General features: G+C 27.7%; 24 protein-coding genes and 3 tRNA genes. 16 read left to right on the top strand and 11 right to left on the bottom strand.

Annotated features, from left to right (window positions below):
- Positions 1–11 precede the first annotated feature (11 nt).
- From SY27_RS01850 to SY27_RS01840, 3 genes are all read right to left on the bottom strand, one after another.
- Positions 12–1,514 carry a PH domain-containing protein gene (locus tag SY27_RS01850; RefSeq protein ID WP_045966854.1) on the bottom strand — a complete coding sequence of 501 codons (1,503 nt, stop codon included), beginning with the start codon at positions 1,512–1,514 and terminating at the stop codon, positions 12–14.
- Positions 1,504–2,106, bottom strand: coding sequence for a PH domain-containing protein (locus tag SY27_RS01845; protein ID WP_045966852.1), 603 nt, complete (start codon positions 2,104–2,106; stop codon positions 1,504–1,506). Before SY27_RS01845 ends, SY27_RS01850 begins: the two co-directional genes overlap by 11 nt.
- A gap of 223 nt (positions 2,107–2,329) precedes the next feature.
- Positions 2,330–3,169 carry a 1,4-dihydroxy-2-naphthoyl-CoA synthase gene (locus SY27_RS01840; protein WP_045966850.1) on the bottom strand — a complete coding sequence of 280 codons (840 nt, stop codon included), beginning with the start codon at positions 3,167–3,169 and terminating at the stop codon, positions 2,330–2,332.
- Between the two features lie 183 nt (positions 3,170–3,352).
- On the opposite strand from SY27_RS01840, the gene SY27_RS01835 reads away from it, so the two are divergent.
- The 4 genes from SY27_RS01835 to SY27_RS01820 are packed head-to-tail and all read left to right on the top strand — an operon-like array spanning position 3,353 to position 8,424.
- Positions 3,353–4,471: a C1 family peptidase gene (locus tag SY27_RS01835; protein ID WP_045966848.1), complete on the top strand. Its 1,119-nt coding sequence runs from the start codon at positions 3,353–3,355 to the stop codon at positions 4,469–4,471.
- A gap of 22 nt (positions 4,472–4,493) precedes the next feature.
- The gene (locus SY27_RS01830; protein ID WP_045966846.1) at positions 4,494–6,806 is read left to right on the top strand and encodes a GH92 family glycosyl hydrolase; all 2,313 of its coding nucleotides are present in this window, start codon (positions 4,494–4,496) and stop codon (positions 6,804–6,806) included.
- Positions 6,807–6,809: 3 nt separating this feature from the next.
- On the top strand, positions 6,810–7,256 hold the full coding sequence (locus SY27_RS01825; protein WP_152640679.1) for a PH domain-containing protein: 447 nt from the start codon (positions 6,810–6,812) through the stop codon (positions 7,254–7,256).
- The gene (locus tag SY27_RS01820; protein ID WP_045966844.1) at positions 7,246–8,424 is read left to right on the top strand and encodes a serine hydrolase; all 1,179 of its coding nucleotides are present in this window, start codon (positions 7,246–7,248) and stop codon (positions 8,422–8,424) included. The genes SY27_RS01825 and SY27_RS01820 overlap by 11 nt, the downstream gene beginning before the upstream one ends.
- Positions 8,425–8,673: 249 nt before the next feature.
- Here SY27_RS01820 and SY27_RS01815 read toward each other — a convergent pair whose 3' ends face one another.
- Complete coding sequence (locus SY27_RS01815) at positions 8,674–9,342, bottom strand: uracil-DNA glycosylase (RefSeq protein WP_045966842.1); 669 nt, start codon at positions 9,340–9,342, stop codon at positions 8,674–8,676.
- Positions 9,343–9,419: 77 nt separating this feature from the next.
- On the opposite strand from SY27_RS01815, the gene SY27_RS01810 reads away from it, so the two are divergent.
- Together SY27_RS01810 and SY27_RS01805 are read left to right on the top strand one after the other, a co-directional pair.
- Positions 9,420–11,588 carry a DNA mismatch repair protein MutS gene (locus tag SY27_RS01810; protein WP_045966840.1) on the top strand — a complete coding sequence of 723 codons (2,169 nt, stop codon included), beginning with the start codon at positions 9,420–9,422 and terminating at the stop codon, positions 11,586–11,588.
- 13 nt (positions 11,589–11,601) lie between these two features.
- A complete protein-coding gene (locus SY27_RS01805) occupies positions 11,602–12,021 on the top strand; it encodes a thiol-disulfide oxidoreductase DCC family protein (RefSeq protein WP_045966837.1) in 420 nt (139 codons plus the stop codon).
- A 60-nt stretch (positions 12,022–12,081) separates the two neighbouring features.
- Here SY27_RS01805 and SY27_RS01800 read toward each other — a convergent pair.
- From SY27_RS01800 to SY27_RS01790, 3 genes are all read right to left on the bottom strand, one after another.
- Positions 12,082–12,155: transfer RNA gene (locus tag SY27_RS01800), tRNA-Arg, on the bottom strand.
- A gap of 14 nt (positions 12,156–12,169) precedes the next feature.
- Positions 12,170–12,244: transfer RNA gene (locus tag SY27_RS01795), tRNA-Pro, on the bottom strand.
- Positions 12,245–12,257: 13 nt separating this feature from the next.
- Positions 12,258–12,341 (bottom strand) — tRNA-Ser (locus SY27_RS01790).
- 265 nt (positions 12,342–12,606) lie between these two features.
- Here SY27_RS01790 and SY27_RS01785 point away from each other — a divergent pair.
- The 6 genes from SY27_RS01785 to SY27_RS01760 all read left to right on the top strand — a co-directional run bounded on the left by SY27_RS01785 (position 12,607) and on the right by SY27_RS01760 (position 18,819).
- A complete protein-coding gene (locus SY27_RS01785) occupies positions 12,607–13,785 on the top strand; it encodes an acetyl-CoA C-acyltransferase (RefSeq protein WP_045966835.1) in 1,179 nt (392 codons plus the stop codon).
- Positions 13,786–13,846: 61 nt separating this feature from the next.
- Positions 13,847–14,608 (top strand): C40 family peptidase, encoded by a 762-nt coding sequence (locus SY27_RS01780; RefSeq protein ID WP_045966833.1) that lies wholly within the window; start codon positions 13,847–13,849, stop codon positions 14,606–14,608.
- 347 nt (positions 14,609–14,955) lie between these two features.
- Complete coding sequence (locus SY27_RS01775) at positions 14,956–15,906, top strand: zinc metalloprotease (protein ID WP_045966831.1); 951 nt, start codon at positions 14,956–14,958, stop codon at positions 15,904–15,906.
- Positions 15,907–15,974: 68 nt separating this feature from the next.
- Positions 15,975–17,063 carry an AI-2E family transporter gene (locus SY27_RS01770; RefSeq protein ID WP_045966829.1) on the top strand — a complete coding sequence of 363 codons (1,089 nt, stop codon included), beginning with the start codon at positions 15,975–15,977 and terminating at the stop codon, positions 17,061–17,063.
- Positions 17,063–18,244 carry a hypothetical protein gene (locus SY27_RS01765; RefSeq protein ID WP_045966827.1) on the top strand — a complete coding sequence of 394 codons (1,182 nt, stop codon included), beginning with the start codon at positions 17,063–17,065 and terminating at the stop codon, positions 18,242–18,244. The genes SY27_RS01770 and SY27_RS01765 overlap by 1 nt, the downstream gene beginning before the upstream one ends.
- A 2-nt stretch (positions 18,245–18,246) precedes the next feature.
- The gene (locus SY27_RS01760; RefSeq protein WP_235270876.1) at positions 18,247–18,819 is read left to right on the top strand and encodes a hypothetical protein; all 573 of its coding nucleotides are present in this window, start codon (positions 18,247–18,249) and stop codon (positions 18,817–18,819) included.
- Positions 18,820–18,837: 18 nt separating this feature from the next.
- Here the strand turns inward: SY27_RS01760 and SY27_RS01755 are convergent, their stop codons facing one another.
- Entirely contained in the window at positions 18,838–20,592 is a 1,755-nt protein-coding gene (locus tag SY27_RS01755) for a glucose transporter (protein ID WP_045966825.1), read from the bottom strand.
- Between the two features lie 109 nt (positions 20,593–20,701).
- Here SY27_RS01755 and SY27_RS01750 point away from each other — a divergent pair, with 109 nt between their 5' ends.
- Positions 20,702–21,235, top strand: a complete 534-nt coding sequence (locus tag SY27_RS01750) for a hypothetical protein (RefSeq protein WP_045966823.1) — start codon at positions 20,702–20,704, stop codon at positions 21,233–21,235.
- A gap of 30 nt (positions 21,236–21,265) precedes the next feature.
- Here the strand turns inward: SY27_RS01750 and SY27_RS01745 are convergent, their stop codons facing one another.
- Entirely contained in the window at positions 21,266–21,823 is a 558-nt protein-coding gene (locus SY27_RS01745) for a Smr/MutS family protein (RefSeq protein WP_045966821.1), read from the bottom strand.
- Positions 21,813–21,992 (bottom strand): hypothetical protein, encoded by a 180-nt coding sequence (locus tag SY27_RS01740; protein WP_045966819.1) that lies wholly within the window; start codon positions 21,990–21,992, stop codon positions 21,813–21,815. The genes SY27_RS01745 and SY27_RS01740 overlap by 11 nt, the downstream gene beginning before the upstream one ends.
- Before the next feature lie 93 nt (positions 21,993–22,085).
- Here SY27_RS01740 and SY27_RS01735 point away from each other — a divergent pair, with 93 nt between their 5' ends.
- The 3 genes from SY27_RS01735 to SY27_RS01725 all read left to right on the top strand — a co-directional run bounded on the left by SY27_RS01735 (position 22,086) and on the right by SY27_RS01725 (position 23,585).
- Positions 22,086–22,361, top strand: coding sequence for a DUF2752 domain-containing protein (locus SY27_RS01735; RefSeq protein ID WP_045966817.1), 276 nt, complete (start codon positions 22,086–22,088; stop codon positions 22,359–22,361).
- 14 nt (positions 22,362–22,375) lie between these two features.
- Positions 22,376–22,702, top strand: coding sequence for a CCC motif membrane protein (locus SY27_RS01730; protein ID WP_045967450.1), 327 nt, complete (start codon positions 22,376–22,378; stop codon positions 22,700–22,702).
- A gap of 202 nt (positions 22,703–22,904) precedes the next feature.
- On the top strand, positions 22,905–23,585 hold the full coding sequence (locus SY27_RS01725; protein WP_045966815.1) for a hypothetical protein: 681 nt from the start codon (positions 22,905–22,907) through the stop codon (positions 23,583–23,585).
- Positions 23,586–23,677: 92 nt separating this feature from the next.
- Here SY27_RS01725 and SY27_RS01720 read toward each other — a convergent pair whose 3' ends face one another.
- Complete coding sequence (locus SY27_RS01720; RefSeq protein WP_045966814.1) at positions 23,678–25,141, bottom strand: lipopolysaccharide biosynthesis protein; 1,464 nt, start codon at positions 25,139–25,141, stop codon at positions 23,678–23,680.
- Positions 25,142–25,230 lie beyond the last annotated feature (89 nt).

Below are 25,230 nucleotides of genomic sequence, written 5' to 3'. Positions count from 1 at the left end.
ATTTAAGTTTCTCACATCCAGTTTCTTTTTGAAACTTCAACTTGATATAACCAATAATTTACTAATTTTTTTAATTCTGAATAGTTTGTCGTACGAAAACTTATATTTCCTCCTGCGGTGTATAAAGTTACTGAACCTATATTTGTTCTTTTTTGCCAAAATAGCTGAAATGTTTTTATACCTTGAATTTTATGAGGTTGAATGAGTTCATAATCAATATCCCAAGCACCGCTTTTTTTAACAATAAAATCAGTTGATGTATACAATCTATAGTTTTTATAAGAAAACAGTATAATAACGCCTATAAATAAGCTGTACAGAGTTGCTAATCCTATTGCTTGAACCGTTTCAAACTTATTATTGTAGTTATTGACAAATAATCCTATGGTAACAGGAATAAGGATGAAAATAAAACTATTCAATAAAAGTTTTCTAATATTTGGATGTAATTCTTTTTCATACTTTGGCAATTTCTCAATCAATAACTTTAAAATTTCAATTCTTTCATCGTTGTTACAACCAGGAATTTTTGTTTTGTCTTTATTTTTAGCTCTTTTTTCGTCACTCGATGCTTGCTTTATTTCAATTGTATTAACATTTAGCTTTCTTTGAAAAAAGTTTTGCGTCCATTTTATAATTTGAACTTTCTCTGGATTAATAATTGTGTTTTTAAGATTGATTAACCCGTAAGAGAGAATAAATGTGTTTTCATCTCTTTTTATTGTGAAATTAAAGTATTTCACTATTGTCATTACTAAGTTAATAAATAAAACAGAAAAAATGATTAACCCTAATGCAATCATTAAAACTGTGGTTAAAGGAAATTCATCTAGCTTACTAACATTATCATCTATTAACGATTCCTGTCCTATTTGCTTTAGATTTTCGGAAATGGTGGAAAAAACAAGAAATAGATACGCTAAACTTGCCATATAATTAGCTGTGAAACCAATTTTTATTAAACTTCCTAAGCTAATCGTTATGAATGATTTTGGTTCTTGTTCTGATTGAAAATCATCAACATTCCCATTGTAGTCTTGTTTTTTTGAGTTTTCAATTAATCTACTTTTTAAATTAACAGCCATTTCTTCTGAAATAGCACCAATCGAAGCTTCTTTTTTATCGCTTCCTGCTGTATCAATTTCTAGTTTGTGAACATTGAATATTCTTTGAATCAAACTTTGATTAATATCGACTTTTTGAATTTTATGTAACTGAATAGTTGTCTTCGTTTTATTCAAAATACCACTTTCAATTACAAATTCTTCTAAATCTGAATCGATATAAAATTTAAAAAACCAATATTTAAGAAATGCAATTATTGCTATTAATAAAATTAAAATAATGATACCAATGTATACATACATTCTATCAAATAATTCTTTTCTAAATAGAAAAACAACCAATAATGGCCAAAAGGCTCTAATTGATTTTTGTAATGTATTTGCAAATAATACAAGAACTCCTATAAGAGACTGACGTTGAGGAACAGTAAAGTCGAAATTAGTTCTCATTGTTTTCTTCTTCTATATTTTGAGACTCTTCATTAGTTACTCTTTCATCTTCAACTTTATTCTCAATTTTATCAACAGCATCATTTATTTTCAAAGAAATCATACTTTTTATACGTAATGCTTCTTCATATACTAATCCTGGAATTTTTAAATCACTACTATTTCCTCCAGCCGTAAAAAGTTCAATTGTTGCTAATCCGAAAAGCCTTGAAAAAAAACCTTGGTGCAAAGCTACATGTTGCACTCTATTATTAGGAATAATAACAGTCGTTTCTCTTATCAATCCTGATTTATAGATTACATCATGAGTTCTAAAAGCATATCCTCTTTTTTTGAAACTTAAATTGTAATACAAAATCATTATAATTAAATAAATAGGATAAATAATTCCTATTAACAACCAAATTCTATTTGTAAAAATTTCTTCATTTATATATAGCACCGAAATGATTCCTAATAATAGAATGAAAAAGAAAATACATATATTTATCAGAATTACTCTAAAATATTTTGGATGTAAATCGTTATATTGTATTTCTTCAAACTTTGGTAAGGTTTTTATATCAATAAGTTCATTTGTAAATTCTTCCATAATTAATTATAATATTCATTCAAATTTTTAATTGCAATATATCAATTCCGTTTTCGTAATTCTTCGTTATCAAATTCTTTAAGTAAACAAAAGAAATTATCTCATCATTAGCACAAACGATGAATACTATTTTATTTTTAATATTTAAAAATTCGAGTTTAACTAAAAATAAAAAATCAGTAAAACAAATTATGTATTACTGATTTTTTATTTTTTTAAATATTTATGGCAAATACTTTTTTTCAAAGTTTGGTTTACGTTTTTCTAAAAATGCATCTCTTCCTTCTTTTGCTTCATCAGTCATATAAGCTAAACGAGTTGCTTCACCTGCAAAAACTTGCTGACCAACCATTCCGTCATCTGTTAAATTCATAGCAAATTTCAACATTTTAATTGATGTTGGCGATTTTGCTAAGATTTCTTGTGCCCATTCATAAGCTGTATCTTCTAGTTCATCATGTGGAATAACTGCATTTACCATTCCCATTTCAAATGCTTCTTGTGCTGAATAATTTCTACCTAAAAAGAAAATTTCACGCGCTTTCTTTTGTCCCACCATTTTTGCTAAATATGCAGAACCATATCCTCCATCAAAACTTGTTACATCTGCATCAGTTTGTTTAAAAATAGCATATTCTTTACTCGCTAAAGTCAAATCGCAAACTACATGAAGAGAATGTCCTCCACCAACTGCCCAACCAGGGACAACACAAATAACAGCTTTAGGCATAAAACGGATTAAACGTTGTACATCTAAAATATTCAGTCTGTGATAACCATCATCTCCTACATATCCTTGATGTCCACGAGCTTTTTGATCTCCACCACTACAAAATGAATATATTCCATCTTTAGACGAAGGTCCTTCCGCAGAAAGCAACACTACACCTATAGATGTGTCTTCTTGAGCATCATGAAAAGCTTCTAATAATTCTCTTGTTGTTTTTGGTCGGAAAGCATTACGAACATCTGGTCTATTAAAAGCTATACGTGCTACTCCATCACATTTTTTATATGTAATATCCTCAAATTCTCTTACTGTTTTCCAGTTTATTGTACTCATATAATTAGTTTGTTTACAAAGGTTAACCTATTTATAAATAAAATCGTTTTTAAGCAATTCTAAAGATAAAAGATTAGTATTTCACATTCTTTTTAAATTTTGTTATTGGATAATTTAAACTTATTTTTCAGTAAAAATAATTCATTTTTTGCATTATATTGCATGTTTAAAAATTTTACTCCCATGAAAAATAAATATTTAGGCTTACTTTTGGTTTCAGGAATGTTTTGTATTAATGCGCAAGAATATGAATTTCAATCGGTTATAGAGTTAGAAACAACACCTGTAATTTCACAAGGACAAACAGGCACTTGTTGGAGTTTTTCTACTTCATCATTCCTTGAATCAGAAATCACACGATTAACTGGTAAAACAGTTGATTTATCAGAAATGTATCAAGTACGAAATACTTATCCTAAAAAGGCTGAAAATTATGTAATGAGACAAGGTAAAGCACAATTTAGTGAAGGAGGTTTATCTCATGATGTATTAAATAGTGTTGCTAATTATGGTTTAGTTCCTGTTTCTGTTTATACGGGTTTAACAGAAGAAGAAAAAACGCACAATCATGCTGAAATGGTTGCCGTTTTAGAAGCTATGGTAAAAACGTATGTAGCTAATCCTGCAAAGAAGCTTTCTCCAAAATGGAAATCAGCTATTAATGCTGTTTTAGATACTTATTTAGGAGAAAATCCAAATGATTTTGTTTTTGAAGGGGAAAAATATACTCCAAAAAGTTTTATGGAAAAAATGAAGATAAAACCAGAAAACTACGTTACACTAACTTCTTTTACTCATCATGAAAATTATAAATCATTTATTTTAAATATTCCTGACAATTTTTCAAATGGTAGCATGTATAATTTACCACTAGATGAATTTGTTTCAAATATTGATTATGCTTTATCAAAAGGATATTCATTAGCACTTGACTGTGATGTATCCGAAAAAACTTTCTCTGCTAAAAATGGTGTTGCATTTATTCCTCAAATTGAAGATGATGCGAAAAAAGGATTAACTGAAATTATTGAAGAAATGAATGTTTCGGCAGAATATCGTCAGGCAGAATTTGAAAATTTTGAAACAACTGATGATCACTTAATGCATATTGTGGGAACAGTAAAAGACCAAAAAGGAAACTTATACTATAAAATTAAAAATTCTTGGGGAAGTGATGAAAAAAAAGTTGCAAATGGAGGTTATTTATATATGAGTGTTCCATACGTAAAACTAAAAGCAATTTCAGTATTAGTACATAAAGATGCTCTAGAGAAAAAAACAAAAAAAGCACTACAACTATAATTCAAAAACAAACAACAACGCAATGTATCCAAACAAAATAAAATATAGCTACCTATTATTTTTTATTGGTTTTTCAATTTTTGCACAAAATAAAGATTTTACTCAATTTGTAAATCCATTAGTTGGAACAAAAAATATGGGACATACTTTCCCTGGAGCAACAACTCCTTTTGGAATGGTACAATTAAGTCCTGAAACAAATTTACAAGTAATGTTTACTGAAGATGGAAAATACAATCCAGACACTTATAAATATTGCGCAGGTTATCAATATGATGATGCTACTATTTTTGGTTTTAGTCACACACATTTAAGTGGAACAGGACATTCTGATTTAGGTGATTTCTTAATAATGCCAACAACTGGTATTTTAAATTTAAATCCTGGCGATGCAAAACAACCTAAAAGTGGTTATCACTCTCAATTTTCTCACAATAACGAAAAAGCTTCACCTGGATATTATAGTGTAAAGCTAGATGATTATAATATCAAAGCTGAATTAACAGCCACAGATAGAGTTGGTTTTCATCAATATACTTTCCCAAAATCAGATGATGCTCATATTATTTTAGATTTAATCTCAAATATTTATTTACACGATGATAAAAATACTTGGACATTTATTCGAGTAGAGAATGATTCTTTAATTACAGGTTACAAACAAACCAATGGCTGGGCAAGAACTAAATTTGTGTACTTTGCTATGCAATTTTCAAGACCATTTACAAGTTATGGTCATAAAAAATATGATAAAACAAAGTATAATGGTTTCTATAGAAAATTTAATGAAGAGCACAATTTTCCAGAAATGGCTGGAAAAAATTTAAGAGCTTACTTTAATTTTAAGACAGAGGAAAATGAAAAAATCAAAATTAAATTTGCTTTGTCTTCAGTTAGTACTAACGGAGCTTTATTAAATCTAAATACCGAATTACCACATTGGGACTTTGAGAAAATTAAAAATGAAACAAAAGAAAAATGGAATAAAGAACTTTCAAAAATTGACATTGAAACTGAAACATTAGAACAAAAAGAAACATTTTATACTGCTATGTATCATAGTATGTTAAGTCCTATAATTTATGAAGATGTAGATGGAAGCTATAGAGGTTTAGATCAAAACATACATAAATCAGATGGTTTTGTAAATCATACTGTCTTTTCTCTTTGGGACACTTACAGAGCTTTACATCCGTTATACAACATTATTCAACCTAAAAAGAATAATGATATGATTAAGTCTATGTTAGCACATCACGATCAAAGTGTGCATAATATGTTACCTATTTGGAGTCATTATGCTAACGAAAATTGGTGTATGGTTGGTTATCATGCTGTTTCAGTAATTGCTGATGCTATAGCAAAAGGGACAACAGATGTTGATTTAAACAAAGCACTTTTAGCTTCATCAAATACAGCAACAGTTCCTTATTTTGATGGTTTAGAATATTATATGAATTTAGGATATGTTCCTGAAGATAAAAGTTCTTCTTCTGTTTCAAAAACGTTAGAATATGCTTATAATGATTGGTGTATTGCTCAAATTGCAAAAAAAGCAAATAATACTGAAAAATATAATGAATATTTAAAACGTTCTGAAAATTATTTAAACGTTTACGACAAAGAAATTGGTTACATGAGACCAAAATTAGCTAATGGAAATTGGAGAAAAGAATTTGATCCGTTAGACACACATGGACAAGGCTTTATAGAAGGAAACGCATGGAATTATGGACTTTATGTTCCACATCAAATAGATAAAATGATTCAAATGATGGATGGAAAAGATGCATTCTCAAAACATCTTGATAAAATTTTTACAACTCCTATAGAAGATAAATACATAGAACATAATGAAGATATTACACGAGATGGAATAATTGGAAATTATGTTCATGGAAATGAGCCAGGTCATCATATTCCATATTTATATAATTTTACTAACGAACCTTGGAAAACGCAATCAAGAGTTAGAATGATTTTAAATACAATGTATAGCAATAAAGAAGACGGTTTATGTGGCAATGATGATGCTGGACAAATGAGTGCTTGGTATATTTTTAGCACATTAGGATTCTATCCTGTAAACCCAGGTTCTACTGAATATTCAATAGGAAGTCCATCCATAAAATCAGCTATTATTTCTTTAGAAAATGGCAATAAATTCACTATAAAAACGATCAATAATAATGATAAGAATATCTATGTAAATAAAATTAAGTTAAATGGAAAATTAATTAATACTCTATCTTTGCGCCACGAAGATATTGAAAATGGTAGTGAACTTATCTTTTATATGAGTTCTAAGCCAAATAAAAAATTCATAAAAAAATAATTTTTGCAATTTAGATCCTCAATAAGCACTTTTAATAAGACTATATTTTTTAGTATAGTTATAATGCTTATTGGGGTTACTTATCCTGCCTTTTCTACTAAAGATATTCTGAGTTTCATTATTGTAGCTACAATAAATTATTTAAGTGTAGTACTATTGATTTGGATTTTATTGCATACTAAATATAAAATAAAGCATTCAACCTTATTTTGTGTATCTGGTCCATTTAATAAAGAAATTGATATAAAATCAATAAAAAAAATTCAAAATCATAATGGTATTATTGTTCCCGTAACATGGAAATTAGCACTAAATTCAAAAGGTTTAATTATTACTTATAATACCTACGATGATATATATATATCGCCTTCAAATGAAGAAGCCTTTCTGAAAAGCCTACTCGAAATTAACCCCAATATACTAATACTAAATTCTGAAAATGCATTCTAATTTTCGTTCAGTACTGCTTATTTTTATAATTAGTACTACCTTTTTTTCATGTCAAGAGAAGAAAATAAAAAATATAGCTCCTATAAATAAGATCAATTCTACAATAAATTATATTCCTTCTTTCCTCAATTTAGATAAAGACTATTCCAAACTAAAACAAACTGAAATAAAACACTTTTATGATACAAATATTAATATAGACAACTTCAGCGGTTCGTTTTTAGTAGCAAAAAATGGAAAAATAATATTTGAAGATTACCAAGGTTTTTCTAATTATAATAAGAAAGAGAAGATTTCAGCTTCTACTCCATTACATTTAGCATCTGTAAGTAAAGTTATGACTGCATCTGTTATCTTACGATTAATTGACGATCATAAGTTAAAACTAAACACAACATTAAAATCGATATTTCCTGAATTCCCATATAAAGACATAACTATTGAATCTCTTTTAAATCATAGAAGTGGCTTAGCTAATTATGCTTATTTTAGTGAGAATGATTCCATTTGGGATAAAACAAAAACACTTAAAAATACTGATATTTTATCATTACTATCCACCAAGAATATTAAACTCGATTTTACTCCTAATACTAAATTTAGTTATTGTAATACAAATTATGCTTTATTAGCATTAGTCATTGAGAAAATTTCAAAGCAATCATTTCCTGAAGCTATGAATAAATTGCTTTTTGAACCTATTGGAATGAAAAATACTTTTGTTTTTGAATTAAACAAGCAAAAAGATACTATTTCTAAATCTTATAAAAGCACATGGCAAGAAATTCCTTTTGATCATTTAGATGCTATTTATGGTGATAAAAACATTTATTCAACACCTCAAGATATACTTCAATTTGATTTAGCAACATATTCAAATACCTTTTTAAGTAAAGAAATTAAAGAGCTTGCTTACAAAGGATATAGCTATGAAAAAAAAGGAGTCAAAAATTATGGATTAGGTATACGTTTGAACGAATGGGATGATTATACAACATTATATTATCATAATGGCTGGTGGCATGGCAATACTTCGGCATATATTACATTGAAAAAAGACACTGTTACAATGATAGCTTTATCAAATAAATATACTCGAAAAGTTTATCAAACAAAGCGATTATCTTCTTTATTCGGAAATTATCCTTTTGAGGTTGAAGAAGAATAAATAGTATTAATGTTTACCTTACCTCTAAATAATTTACGTAGATTTTTAAGGTGTTATGATAAACTGAATTTGGTATAAAAATGACATTAAGAAGATTACTTATTTATCCTTTTTGTCTTTTTATAATATTCTTTTTACTTTATAATTTAATAGATGGCAATTTTAATACAAATGCTATTTTTGGAATTTCCATAGCTATAACATATCTCATTATTGATTTAAAAATAATACTTGGTAAAAAGAAATAGTCTACCAATCTATTTCTGGTTTCCCAATACTTTTTAAATATTCATTTGCCTTACTAAAATGCTTATTCCCAAACCATTTACCCTGATTAGCACTCATAGGTGAAGGATGACCCGAAGTTAAAATCAAATGTTTGGATGCATCTATAAACTTAGCTTTTTTTTGCGCGAAAGCACCCCAAAGTAAGAAAACTAAATGCTCTTTTTTATTAGACAATATTTCTATTACTTTATCTGTAAATTGTTGCCAATGCAAATGTTTGTGACTATTTGGTGTATCTTTTCTTACGGTTAATGTAGCATTTAATAACAAAATTCCTTGTTTTGCCCAACGTTCCAAATTTCCTGATGTAGGTTCAAAAACAACATCAAAATCAGTATTAATTTCTCTATAAATATTTCGCAAAGAAGGTGGAATTTTTATAGTATCATTCACAGAAAAAGCCAAACCGTTTGCCTCACCAATTCCATGATAAGGATCTTGTCCTAAAATAACAATCTTTGTATTTTGAAACGAACATTGATTAAAAGCATTAAAAATTAATTCTTTTGGTGGATAACATTCGTAAGTTGCATATTCGGTTTCCACATTTTGCAATAAAGTTTTAAAATAATCATTTTCCAACTCGTTTTGCAAGTGCGTTTGCCAAGAAGCTTCAATTTTTGGGAACATAGTATAAAATTTTACCAAAAATATACATTTATAGTTCAATTGAATGTAAATTTGCATATAAAATCGATATAAAAAGAATGATTTCAGTTACCGATAAAACCTTACAAGATTTAGAATTCCATACTATTTTAGAAACTATTTCTAATAAATGTAATACCGAAATAGGTCAAGAAAAAGCACAACAAATTGTTCCCTTTAAAAACAAAGAACAATTAATAATTGAATTACATCAAACTTCAGAATATGTTGCATCTTATTCTAATAATAATGCAATTCCTAATCATGGTTTTGAAACCATTACTAAAGATTTACATTTTCTAGGCATTGAAGATAGCTTTCTAGATATTAATAGCTTTAAGAAAATTGCTCATGTTGCAGAAACTGCCAATACGCTTTTACACTTTCTAAAAAAGTTTCATGATTATTATCCAAAATTAAATCAAAAAGCACTAACAATTGAAAGTACTAAAGAAATCAACAAAGCCATTGATACTATTTTTGATAAATATGGAGAAATAAAAGATAGTGCTTCACCTGATTTAGTAAATATTAGAAAAAGTATGCAATTAGTTCGCGGAAAAATAAATCAAAGTTTTGGTTTTGCACTTTCTCAATATAATTCATCAGGTTATTTAGATGACATTCGAGAATCAGTTGTTGAAAATCGTAGAGTTTTAGCTGTTTTAGCTATGTATCGAAAAAAAGTAAAAGGCTCATTATTAGGCAGTTCAAAAACAGGAAGTATTGTTTATATTGAACCTGAAGCAACATTACGCTATTCTAGAGAGTTAAGCGAATTAGAACAAGATGAAAGAGAGGAAATTATTCGCATTTTAAAACAATTAACCAATGTTATTCGCCCTTATAAAAGCTTATTAGAAGAATATCAGAACTTCTTAGCTGATATTGATTTGATTTCAGCTAAAGCCAAATATGCTAATGCTATTAATGGTATTTTACCTAAAATTACTGAAGAAAAACATTTGTATTTGAGAGATGCTTTTCATCCTATTTTATATCTAAATAATAAAGCTAAAAACGAAATAGTGCATCCACAAACTATTGAATTAGATAACGAAAGTAGGATTATTGTTATTTCTGGACCAAATGCTGGAGGAAAAACCATTTCATTGAAAACCATAGGTTTATTACAATTAATGCTACAATCAGGTATCTTAATTCCAGTTCATGAACGTAGTGAGACTTTTTTATTCGACCGTATTCTAACAGATATTGGCGATAACCAATCTATTGAGAATCATTTAAGTACCTATAGCTATAGATTAAAAAACATGAATTACTTTTTAAAGAAATGTAATGCTAAAACTTTATTCTTAATTGACGAATTTGGGACAGGTTCTGATCCTGAATTAGGTGGTGCTTTAGCTGAAACTTTTTTAGAAGAGTTCTATGCTAGAGAAGCTTTTGGAATTATTACCACGCATTATACTAATCTAAAAATTTTAGCAAACGAATTACCATGCGCTATTAATGCAAACATGCTTTTTGATGAAAAAACATTAGAACCTTTATATAAATTACATTTAGGACAAGCCGGAAGTTCCTTCACCTTTGAAGTAGCACAAAAAAACGGAATTCCTTTTGGTTTAATTAATCGAGCTAAAAAGAAAATAGAAAGAAGTAAAGTTCGTTTTGATAAAACAATAGCAACACTTCAAAAAGAGCGTTCTAAATTAGAAAAAACTTCACAAAATTTAAAAGAAGAAGAATCTAAAGCTCGTGAAGAAAGTAAAAAAATGGAGAATATCAATGCGAAAATTCAAGATAAACTGGAACGTTATCAAGAATTGTATGATGCTAACCAACGATTAATTTATTTAGGGCAACGATTAGATGATATTTCCGAAAAATATTTTAATAATAAGGATAAAAAAACATTAATTGGCGACTTCTTAAAAATGGTTGAAATTGAAAATTCAAAAAGAAAGAAAATTTCAGCTAAAGAAAAAAAAGTAAAAGAAATTGTAGAAAAAAAGATTATTGAAGAAGTAAAAGAAAAAGTAGAAGAAATTAGAATTGAGAAAAAAGAGAAAAAAATTAAAGCTCAAAAAATAGAAGCTGAAAAACCAAAAGTTCTTCTAAAAGTTGGAGATAGAGTTCGAATGAGTGAAGGAAAAGCGATAGGTACAATTGACAAAATAGAAAAAAATAAAGCTATTGTTAACTATGGTATTTTCACATCAAAAGTAAGCTTAGATCAATTAGAATACATTCAACCTCTCTAAAATAAAAAACATTATGGAAATTAAAGACATCCCTAAAAATAAAAAAGTCATCTTATTTGATGGAGTTTGCAACCTTTGTGATTCATCCGTACAATTTATAATAAAGCATGATAAAAAAGATATATTTAGATTCACAGCCATACAGTCAGAAATAGGACAAGAAATCATAAAACATACTGGTATTAATACTGAATCTATTGATTCTATTATATTATATGAACCTAGAATTGCCTATTACTATAAAGCAGAAGCAGCTCTTTTAATTGCGAGAGAACTAAAAGGTATCTACAAACTTATAAGTTACCTTAATTTCCTTCCAAAAGTGATAAAAAATGGTGTTTATGATTATATAGCTAAGAATAGATATAAATGGTATGGGAAAAAAGAAGCCTGCATGATTCCTACACCAGAATTAAAAGCTAAATTTTTATAAGAATATCTTTTATAGAAGGGAATTTAAAACAAAAAAGCCTTGCAAATGCAAGGCTTTTTGTGATCGCGCCAGGATTCGAACCTGGGACCTACTCATTAGAAGTGAGTTGCTCTATCCAGCTGAGCTACGCAACCAAAATTTATTTTCGTCGGGGTGGCAGGATTCGAACCTGCGACCTCCTGCTCCCAAAGCAGGCGCGATAACCGGGCTACGCTACACCCCGAAAAACAAAAAAGCGGAGAGACAGGGATTCGAACCCTGGCATCGGTTACCCGATGACAGATTAGCAATCTGCTCCGTTACCACTCCGGCACCTCTCCAATAATCTGATAAAGAACTCATCTTTTTTGCGGTTGCAAATCTATGACATTATATTGCTATTCACAACATTTTTACAATAAATTTTTAATATTTTTTATATATTTTTCAGAACAAACTATTAATCAATAATATACAGTAAAAATATTTTTATCCTAAAAGCTTTTATTAACTTTACCTAATAAGATTTTTAATTCTAAAATCAGAAATCATGCAAATTTACCAATAAAAATAGTAAATTCGCAATTCAATCTAAAAAAATAAATCATGAATAAGAAAGTTGTCATAGTTTCTGCTGTAAGAACACCTATAGGAAGTTTTATGGGTGCATTATCAAGTGTTCCTGCTACAAAATTAGGAGCAACTGCAATAAAAGGCGCTTTAAATAAAATAAACTTAGACCCTAAAGAAGTTGATGAAGTTCTAATGGGTAATGTTGTACAGGCAGGAAATGGTCAAGCTCCTGCAAGACAAGCTGCTCTTTTTGCGGGTATTTCTGATGATGTACCTTGTACTACTATTAATAAAGTTTGTGCTAGTGGAATGAAAGCTGTTATGCAAGGTGCACAAGCTATTATGAGTGGAGATGCTGATGTTGTTATTGCTGGAGGAATGGAAAACATGAGCTTGATTCCTCATTATGTACACATGAGAAATGGTGTGAAATTCGGACCAACGTCATTAGTTGATGGAATGCAAAAAGATGGATTAGTAGATGCTTATGATAATAATGCAATGGGAGTATTTGCTGACTTATGTGCTACTGAACATAAGATTTCTAGAGAAGAACAAGATAATTATGCTATTCAGTCTTATACACGTTCTGCTACTGCATGGGAAGCTGGAAAATTTGACTCAGAAATAGTTCCTGTTGAAGTACCTCAAAGACGTGGTGATGCAATCATTGTTTCTAAAGATGAAGAATACACAAATGTTAAACTAGAAAAAATACCTGCTTTATCGGCTGTTTTTACTAAAGAAGGTACTGTTACTGCTGCAAATGCCTCTACAATAAACGATGGTGCTGCTGCATTAGTACTAATGAGCGAAGAAAAAGCCAATGCATTAGGGTTAAAACCACTTGCTTATATAAAATCATATGCAGATGCTGCACAAGAACCAAAATGGTTTACAACTGCTCCTGCAAAAGCATTACCAAAAGCATTAGACAAAGCTGGTTTATCATTATCAGATATTGAATACTTTGAATTAAATGAAGCTTTTTCAGTAGTTGGTTTAGTAAATACTAAAATATTAGGTTTAGATAATGATAAAGTTAATGTTAATGGTGGTGCCGTTTCACTAGGTCACCCTCTAGGTTGTTCTGGTGCTCGAATTATTGTAACCTTATTAAGTGTATTAAATCAAAATAATGCAAAACTTGGAGCTGCAGCTATTTGTAATGGTGGTGGTGGTGCTTCAGCTATAATTATTGAAAAAGCATAATTTATTATTCTTTAATCATTTATCTTTAAAACTTAAAAAAACACAATATATCTTAATTTAGATGTTTGGAATTTCTAACTTGGCAATTGTACCGATAAGACTTGAACCTTCAGATAGAAGCGAACAAGTTTCGCAATTACTATTTGGTGATCATTTCAAAATATTAGAACAAATTGAAAAATGGGTCAAAATCGAAACAGCCTTTGATAGTTACATTGGTTGGATTGATAATAAACAATTTCTAAATATTAATGAAGATCAATTCAATTTAATTGAAAACTCTGATGTAGTACTTAATGGTGATTTTATTGAATATATTACTACAAATGATAATCAACTAATTCCAATTCCGTTAGGAAGTTGTGTTTCATCTATTGACTCAAAAATTATCAACACTCCTAATTTCCTTTTTGAAGGATCTAGGATATCTGGAATTAAAGATAAATCTAATATCATTAAAACCGCATTTATGTACTTAAATACTCCTTACTTGTGGGGAGGAAAAAGTCCTTTTGGTATTGACTGTTCTGGTTTTACACAAATGGTTTATAAATTAAACGGATACAAAATTCTCAGAGATGCTTCTCAACAATCATCACAAGGAGAAGCACTAAGTTTTATTGAAGAAAGTGAACCTGGTGATTTAGCCTTTTTTGATAATGACGAAGGAAACATTATACATGTAGGCATAATGATGGATAACAATTATATTATTCATGCTTCTGGAAAAGTTAGGATAGACAGATTAGATCATCTTGGAATTTATAATGCTGAAATTAATCGTCATACCCATAAATTAAGAGTTATAAAGAAAATTATATAAAAAAAGACCTCTAAAATTAGAGGTCTTTTTTTATATAATTTCAATCTAATCTACATATAGATTAGCACAAATTTTCACTTTAAAAATAAAATTTTGATTTTAACTATATATACATAAAAAATATCAATATTACCAAAACAGGTCTTTTCTATAACTAGATCTTTCTTTTTTTGTAAGAATCAAGAAGAATTTTCATGTTAATTTTATCAAATAACTAAAAAAACAATTATATAGAAAAAATAATTATAAAAAAACATAATTAATTCTATATTTTAGTTAAAAACATAATTTTTTCATCATATAATTGCAATGTTAATAACAATTCAACAACCAAACAAATTAACATTATGAAAAAATTCTTATTATCAGCAGCAGCTTTATTGCTTATGATTTCATGTAACAATGAAGAAAACACAATTACAGACACACCAGAAGCAAATACAACTGCTCATAGAGGTTGTGCTTCTCATGACGTTCTTGACAGACAATTAAAAGAAGACCCTACTTTAGCAAGCAGAATGGCAGAAATTGAATCAAAAATTGATAATGCTATTACTCAAGGTAGAATAGTAAATGGTGTATTRGAAATTCCTGTTGTATTTAATGTTCTTTATAGAACTTCAGCAGAAAATATTTCGCAAGCGCAATTACAATCTCAAATTGATGTATTAAACAAAGATTTTAATGCTCAAAATTCAGATTATAAYACTSCWAAYAAYCCATATAGYAGYGTAAGAGCTAATGTAGGAATYCGYTTTGTTTTAGATAGAGTYATTAGAAAATCTACTACTAAAACATCTTGGGGAACAAATRATGCYATGAAAAAAACAAGTACAGGTGGTATTGCTCCTACTTCTCCTACTACAAAATTAAACTATTGGATATGTACAATAGGTGGTGGAATTTTAGGATATGCACAATTTCCCGGCGGATCATCAGCAACTGATGGTGTTGTAGCTGATTCTAGATACACTGGAACTACAGGAACTGCAACTTAYCCWTTTAACTTAGGTAGAACAGGAACTCACGAAGTRGGACATTGGATGAATTTACGTCATATTTGGGGTGATACAACTTGTGGAAATGACTTAGTGAGCGACACTCCAGTACATAATACTGCAAATTATGGTGTTCCTGCTGTAGGACATAGAAGTACATGYTCTGGAACGCCTTTAGAAATGTATATGAATTATATGGATTATACTGATGATAGAGGAATGTATATGTTTTCTAACGGACAAAAAAGCAGAATTTTAGCTACTTTTTCAACTTCAGGACCAAGAGCTTCATTTAGATAAATTAGAAAAAATATTTTAATAAATAAAAACTCGCTTTGAAATAGCGAGTTTTTTTATACTTTTGATTTATGACTTCAAAAGAATTATCAAACGGATTATTAAGGACTATATTTATTTTAGCAGGAGTTTTATTTACTCTCTTTTTATGCTACAAACTATCCACATTAATAGTATATTGTGTTGTATCAGTTGTTTTTTCTTTAATAGCAAACCCTTTAGTAGAGTTTTTAAAGTTGAAATTAAAATTTAAAAGCACATTAGCTGTAATCACGACACTTATTCTTTTCATCCTTTTTATTATTAGCTTTATATTATTATTTGTTCCTCTTTTAATTTCTCAAGGTGATAATTTATCTCTTTTAGATATAAATACATTAGAAAACAGTTATAATGAAATAATTAGTAATATTGACATTTATTTAGAATCTCATAATATTAATTTTAAACAATTAATATCTACTTCTGATATTACTTCAAAAATCAATTTTAATTTTATTCCAGATATTTTTAATAGTATTGTAAATCTTGTAGGAAATTTTGGAATGGGGTTAGCTTCTGTTCTTTTCATCTCTTTTTTCCTTTTAAAAGAAAAAGACCAAGCATTTAAAATATTTAAATTCGTTTTACCAAGGAATCAAAAAAATAAAATTTTAATATCAATAGATAAAATTCAACATCTTCTTTCTAGATATTTTATTGGTTTACTTATACAATTATTTATAATATTAGTTCTGTATTTAATTGTTTTCTTGATATTTGGTATTGAGAATGCCTTTATTATTGCATTACTTTGTGCTATTTTAAATATTATTCCATATTTAGGTCCTTTACTTGGTATAATAGTAGCTTCAATATTAATAATGATAAGTGGAATTGGTCAGGATTTTATAAATGAAACTTTACCAACAACTCTTTATGTGTTAACAGGAATGTTCATTGTTCAATTAATTGATAATAATATCAGTCAGCCTATCATCTTTTCAAAAAGTACAAAATCGCATCCATTAGAAATTTTCTTAGTCATTTTATGTTCAGGGATTTTATTTGGTGTAACAGGAATGATTATTGCTGTTCCAAGTTATACTGCTTTAAAAGTAATTGGGAAAGAATTTCTACCTGATAATAGAATTATAAAAGCTTTAACTAAAAATATTTAATGAATAACATAGAATTATTATTAAATAATGAAGTTCAGGATTTCATTACTCAGAATATCGATAATAATATAAATAAACTTGCCTTACAAAAAAATGTTTTTACTTCTATTGAATATCCTGAAATAATAAATCAGATTGCAGCAAAACAAAAAGCAAAAGAAAAATTACCCACTTGGTTTGCTACAAAAAATATTATATATCCTTCAAAAATATCAATTGAACAAACTTCATCTGAAAAAGCTGCAAAATACAAAGCATCAATCATTAAAGGAAAAAATTTGATTGATTTATCTGGCGGTTTTGGAATAGACGATTATTACTTTTCAAATTCTTTTGAAGAAGTTTTTCATTGTGAGATAAACGATGAACTTTCAACTATTGTAAAACATAATTATACACAATTAAATAAAAAAAATATTGAATGCTTTTCTGGTAATAGCTCAACAATATTAGAAAATTTAAATACAACTTTTAATTGCATATATATTGATCCTTCTAGACGGAATGATAAAAAAGGAAAAGTTTTTCTTTTGGAAGATTGTGAGCCAAATGTTCCTAAATTATTAGATTTTTATTTTAAATATACTTCTTTCATTTTAATTAAAACAGCTCCAATATTAGATATTCAAGCTGGTTTATCTGAATTACAATTTGTTAAAAATATTCATATTGTTGCAATTGAAAATGAGGTAAAAGAATTACTTTGGGAAATTGAGAAAGACTACATAGGAGAGATAACCTTAATTGCTACAAATATTGAAAAAGACACTGTTTCGAGTATCAAAACAATTTTCAACAAAACTTATTTAGCTACTTTTTCATTACCTAAACTTTATCTATACGAACCAAATGCTGCTCTTTTAAAATCTGGAAATTTTAATGCTATATCTGAAATTTTTAGTATTAATAAATTACATCAACATTCTCATTTATACACTTCAAATAACAAAATTTCTTTTCCAGGAAGGTCTTTTAAGGTTAATAAAATAATTCCTTTTCAAAAGAAAGAAATTAAAGATGAAATTGTGAATTCGAAAATGAATGTATCAACACGAAATTTCCCATTAAAACCTGAAGAAATAAAGAAAAAATATAAAATTAAAGATGGTGGAACAGTTTTTGCTTTTTTTACAACAAACATTAATAACGATAAAATAATCTTACTTTGCTCTAAAATATAAAAATGATGAAAAATTTAATTTACTTGTTTATACTAATTCCTTTTATGCATTTTGCTCAGACAAAAACATGTACATACGAATATGAGGAAAAAACAGACTCTACATCTGTTAAAATATTACCTAAAGAATTAATTTATGAGAAAGTCTTTGGTAGCTCTAGAGAGTTTTTACAGTTTAGTTTAATGAATAATAATGGAGTTCCTACATTAATAATTCAGCAAATTCAAAAAAGTCAGGATTTTATTACTACAAACTGTTTAAATAAATCTTCAAGAATAATTGTACAATTAGAAAACGGTAAAATTATAAGTCTTTTAAGTGCAAATGAAGATGTTTGCTCTGCTCTTGCATATAATGAAGAAGATAAAAGTAATATTAGAATTATAACAGGTTATTTTGTTTTTACTAAAACAAATTATGAAGAATTGAAACGCTCTCCTATTAGTTTAATGAGAATTCAATATTTAGGAGGATCAAAAGATTATGTAATTGAAAAAGAAATTCAATCTGAACTATTAAAAAGTACTTTTCATCCAAATAAATATTTTATAGAAAATTTACATTGCGTTGAATAAAAAGTACTTTATTTTTTCTTAATGACTAGCTTCGGTTTCTATTACATCAACATCAATGTTTTGTTTTTTCAAAATCCCTTTTACTAAAACAGCAAATAATGTTAAATATGCAAAGCAAATAACAGCTACAATATAAGATTGATGAATTCCTATAATATCAGATAATTTTCCTTGGATAGGAGGTATAATTCCACCTCCTAAAATCATCATAATTAAAAAAGCAGATCCTTGCGATGTATATTTTCCTAATCCAATAATTGATAAACTAAAGATCGATGGCCACATAATACTACATGCTAATCCACCTGCTAGAAAAGCATAAATTGCGACAATTCCTGTTGAAAAAAGTCCAACTAACATAGCTATAACACCAAATAGTCCAAAGATAATTAAAGTACGAGCTGGTTTGTCTTTACTTAAAAAGAAAGCCATAATCTGAGCAAAAACACATAAAACATAATAATACAATGGTTTCATATCTTTTCCTGAAATAATATTAACACCTAAAATTATTGCAAATGCAATTAAAGGAACAATTATCAATGCGATCGTTTTTTTAGTTCCTGTTAAATTAAAAACACTTATTGCTCCAGCCCAACGACCAATCATTAAACTTCCCCAATACATAGAAATATAAGGAGCAATATCTGACGATTGCATGCTTCCAAACTCCTCTAATTTTAATAGTTCTCCTAAATTACTTCCAATAGCTACTTCTACTCCAACATAGGTAAAGATTGCTAACATTCCCAATACTAATTGAGGATATTGCATAGCACCCCAACCTTCTGCTTTTTTTCTTGCAGATGTATAAGAAAATAATATGCCTCCCAAAATAACTAATAAAGCACCCGAAAGCCATAACATTCTTTCTTGTTCTAATGGCTCTTTAATCGTTTTTATTTCATTTTCTATTAAAACAATGTCATTAACTTCACTCGTTTTAGCTTCTTTTAAGTTTTTCTTTAATTCGTTTAATTGTTTTTCCAATTTAACAATAGCTATCGCTTCATCACTTTTATAACTTTGAAATATTGGTGTAAACATAGCTCCCAATAAAATAGTCATAACAATTAAAGTTTTTAATGCTTTATTCGCTTTTTCTATTGGTTCGCTAACAATTCCACTTGGTACTTTTTTAGAAAAATAAAACAATGCTGCTGCTGCAACAAATAAAAGCCCGACTGCTATATATAATAACACTACTTTATTTAATTCTAAAGCTTTAATTTGCTCATCTGAGACTGAAGCTGTAGTTCCAAACAATGCTAAAGCAACAACTATTGGTCCAATAGTAGTTCCAAATGAGTTAATTCCGCCACCAAGATTTACTCTACTAGCACCTGTTTTTGGGTTTCCTAATAAAATTGCAAACGGATTTGCTGCTGTTTGTTGTAGTGAAAAACCAAGAGCTACTATAAATAATCCTACCAACATTCCTACATAAACACTTGCTTCTACAGCAATAATCATAGCTCCTGCTCCTAATGCTGAAAATAACAAACCATAAACAATACTTTTTTTATAACCCCATTTCCCTACTATATCTTTTCCATTTACATTTCCAAAAGCAAATAACAACAAAGCTCCAATATAATAAGCTGTATAAAATGCAAAATCTACTAATTGAGATTGAAATTGATCTAACGAAAAATAATCTTTACAAAATGGAATAAAAATACTATTTCCTGCCGCTATAAATCCCCAAAAAAAGAAAACCGTAATAAGTGTATATAAAGCAGGATAATTGGTTTTTGTAAGATTAGGATCCATAGGTTGCGTTGTTAGATTATAAAAAATTAAAGATATTCTATTTTATGAAATTGTAAAGATTTTGTCAAATATAAAATTATTCGTTTAAATTTGCTAAAATTATTAAATAATGAGAAAACTATTTTCTATACTATCTATTTTGGTACTTTTAACATCTTGTGATGATGGAGATATAACTTTAGAATCTTTTAATTTTGAAGGTCAAACTATTTTAGATTGCGATGCAAATGATTTATTAGAAGAAAATTTATTGTTTAAAACAAAAAATGATGAATTATTATTAATTAATTTATTAAACACAAGCTATAATACACTTTTTATACCCGAAGAAACTGGAGATGCTGGACCTAGAACTGTTCCAATTAATTCAAATAGTCAAGTAATTTATAGAAAATATACTGGAACAGTATCAAGATCAACTGTTTGTTCTACTATTCCTGTTTCGTCTCCTACTGTAGCTAAAGAATGGGTAGCTACTGGTGGAACAATCTCTGTAGAAACAAATGAAGTTAGAGATCCAAATACAAATGAAGTTATTGCACATATTCACAATATTACATTTACGAATGTAAATTTTTCAAGTAGTGATAATTCATTTAGCTTTTCAAACTACATTTTTGGAGATTATAGAATAGACATATAATAAAACAAGACAACAATTTGTTTTGTTTTATTATCTTATATTTTGTTTGATATATATTTCTGTTGCACCAAAGCCATATTTCTGAAAACTAGCTTCTTGAAAACTCACTTGTTCGTATCGTCCTAGCAGAAATTCTAGTTCAGATTTTAAAACTCCTTCTCCTACTCCATGTATGAAGACTAATTTTTGCATTCTATTTCTTATTGCAAATTCTAATTGTCCTTTTGCTGTATCCATTTGAATATTCAAAATCTCATGGTTAGATAATCCTTTTTTAGAAGGAACTAATTTTTCTATATGTAAATCCACTTCTAAAACAAAATCTTCTTTCTTTGATTTTTTCTCTTTAGTAAAAGAGCGTTTTATAGGTTCTGCTTTTTCTGATAATACTTGGGAAACATTTTTTGAAGAAAATAGATTCGTCAATGATTCTTTATTGATTTTAACTAATTCTTCTTTTTTATAAGTTAAAACAAAGTCATCATTTGTCGTTATTGTAATTTCATTATTATTTATTTTCAGAACTACACCATCAATTGCATCATCAATAACTGAAACCTTATCCCCTATTTCAAAATTATTCATCATCTTCACTATCGTTTTTACTTGGAATTTTATTCATTATCTTGTAGAGTCCAACCATAAAGATAACTAATGATCCAATCATTAAAAATTTATTTGGTTCTGGTTGCGATTGTTCATACAATGCAAATAGTCCAAAAGCAAAAAATAATACTACATATAAAAATTTCGTCATTTTATTTTATTTCTTCAAATATAAACTAAAAAATAAAAGCTAGTTTTTTTACATTATTATTTTTTGTAAACTTGTATAAATTTTTTACAAATTATGGAAGAATATATGATTCCTTGCTTTAGTAAAACACTTTTTGGTGTTGAATGTTTAGGTTGTGGTACTCAAAGAGCATTTATTTTGATATTAAAAGGAGAGTTTATTGCTGCTTTTAAAATGTATCCAGCTATTTATACACTTATTCCATTCTTTTTATTCATTTCATTACATTTTATTGATAAATCAAGAAAATATACTTCTTATATAAAATGGTTTGCTATTATAAATGGAATTATAATGATTACTTCTTACCTGATAAAAATAAACAATTAATAAAAACTATAATTATGGAAAAACAAAAATTACCAAATGAACAAGCTGTAATGATCTTAGGAATTTTATCATTCATTGGCTGTTGCTGTACAAATGGAATACTTGGGTTAGTATTATCTGCCATTGGATTATATTTAGCTAATCAATCAGAAAAATTATATTATGCAAATCCTGAACAATATAGTCTTGGCTCTTTAAACACTTGGAAAATTGTTAACATAGTTAGTTTAGCAATTAGTGCTGTTTTTGTTATCTATTTAATATATCTTATAGCAACTGGTAAATATGCAGAATCAAACGAAAAACTTATGAGAATGATTGAGGAAATGCAAAACAGATAATTTTTCAATATATAATTTAAAAGAAATCCAGCTATATGCTGGATTTTTTTATTACAAATAAACACCTGATAATCAAAAACATAAATAGAAATAAAATTAATTTTATTTTTTTGGCACACAAATTGTTTATAACTAATCGAGCAACATCATTAGAAAATTAATTCTACTGAATGTTGAAAGTTTAACCTTAAATTGATGTGTTATGAAAAAAATTACTCAACTATTAGTTATTGCAGTTTTAAGTTTAGGATTTAGTTCTGCAAAAGCATCAGAAAAAAAGGTTTTTGATGATGTTAATAGAATTTATCCTCCTGTAGATTATCGATTTGCAGAACCAATTGTTTTTATGGAAAGAGGAATTGAATTTTATGTTTTTCCAAATGGAGAACTTGATTTTAATACTGTTGAAACGACTTCATCTGGAATTTATTCAAGAAGAAATGTAAACAGAACGTATGGAGCACCTGGCGTTCGTACAAGGGGAAATACTTACTATAACAGTCCAAGAAATAATGGTACAAAAATTGAACATGATTATATGGGACGAGTTAGAAGAGTTGGAAATGTATTTATAAATTATGATAGTACAGGTAGAGTAAAAAGAATTGGATCTGTATATATGAGATATAATAGTTTTGCTCTTTCACAAATAGGTGGTTTAAGAATAATGTATGACAGACATGGTTGTATTATAGATATAGTAGGTTTTGTAAACGCTTCAAATCGTTCAAACAGCTACCAAAGTAACAATCATTATCAAGCAACTAATCATTATGAATATGGAAATGGATCAAATGATAACGAAAATGATTACTACTACTATCGTCAAGATGGTACAAAAACAAAAATGTCTAAAGAAGATATAAAGGAATTAAAAAAATAGAGTTTAGTTAATTTAGAATAAAAATTTCATAAAATAGTTTAGTTGGTTTAGTTTGTTAAAATCCTGTGAAGCAGAAATGCGAAGCAGGATTTTTAATTTCTAATTTTCTTAAAAACACTATTTATAATATAATTTATATCTGAAGATAATTTCAAATAGTATGATAATCCTAAATAAAAAGCGGTTATTAAAATTGATTTTAATACGATATTTAAAACAGGATTAAATCCGAAATCCCAAAAATAAAACAATACAAAAGTGACTATTAAAAGAGCAAACGATTTAAGAGTAGCTATTGTAAATGGATACAACTTCATTTTAAAAACAACAAAAAGTAATTTTGATAAACTATATAATGTTATTGAAATTAATGTAGCAAAAGCAGCTCCTTTTATTCCGAATTTTGGAATAAAAACTATATTTAGTGAAATTGTAACACCTATCAATAATAACCCTAAAATTAAAACCGCACTAAAATATTTAGAATTAAAAATAATGGCATTATTATTCCCTAAAATTAAATCGAAATATTTAGATAATCCTATTACAAAAACCACAAAAATACCTTCAGAATAATCAGCAGGCATTATTTTATATAATTCATGAATATTAAGAATGATGCCTATAAATATAAGACCACCTATAATTTGCAAGGTTATAGATGTTTTTTTATATAAATTATTTAAATCATCGTGTTTATTTTCACTCATTAATTTTGCTGTAATTGGATAAGTAATTTGGTGCATTGCTCTACTTGGAACTGCAATGACTGTTGCGATAAAAATGGCTACTGAATAATATGCTATATTTTCAATTTTAATATAGAAATTCAACATAAATTTATCAATTTCTAATAGTAAATTTGCCACACTTCCAGATAAAATAATAAAGATACAATACCAAATAATTGCTTTTACATTTTTTGGAATAACCAATTGAAATGAAGGCATTTTAACTCTTAAAGCATATAACTTCATTATAATTGTCATTGTTAGATAAATTCCCATTAAAGCAAATACAAATTGAACAGGTGTTATAAAATTATAATAAACAGCCAAAAGTGATATTGTAATTAATATTCGAAGGAAAACTTCTTTAATAAAATTCCCAAAAACAGATTGCAAATGTACTTTTACCCAAGCATAAAAAATTTCAAAATAGCCCATACATAAAGCGATTACTGGAATTTGCCATACATAATCATAAACTATAAAATTCTTTTTAGATAAAAGTGAAGCTATTTGATGATATCCAAAATACCCAATTAATGAAAATGGAATAATTAAAATAAAAGGTAAAAACAAAATGAAGGTAAGAAACTGCGATTTTTGTTTTTCAGTTTCAAATTCGTTATAAAATTTAACTAATGTATTGTGTACTCCAAAAGCCATTAAAGGCATCATTATATTAGCTGCTGAAAGAATGTATCCTACTAAACCATAATATGTATCACCAAGGAATTGCACATACATAAACAAGGTATTCAATGCTCCAATAGCAAAACCAATGTAAGTTATTATAGTGTTTTTTATAGATTGATTAATTACTATTCCCATAAAATTTTTAGGATTTATATCTAAGTACAAGACTTCAAAAATAATACTTTAAAACAAAAGAAAACGTTTTTAATTTTTTTACTTATAAA

The sequence above is a fragment of the Flavobacterium sp. 316 genome (assembly GCF_000967805.1).
Taxonomy (GTDB): Bacteria; Bacteroidota; Bacteroidia; order Flavobacteriales; family Flavobacteriaceae; genus Flavobacterium; species Flavobacterium sediminilitoris.
The sequence above is the reverse complement of the archived record's forward strand: the minus strand, read 5'-3'. Positions and strand labels throughout refer to the sequence as shown.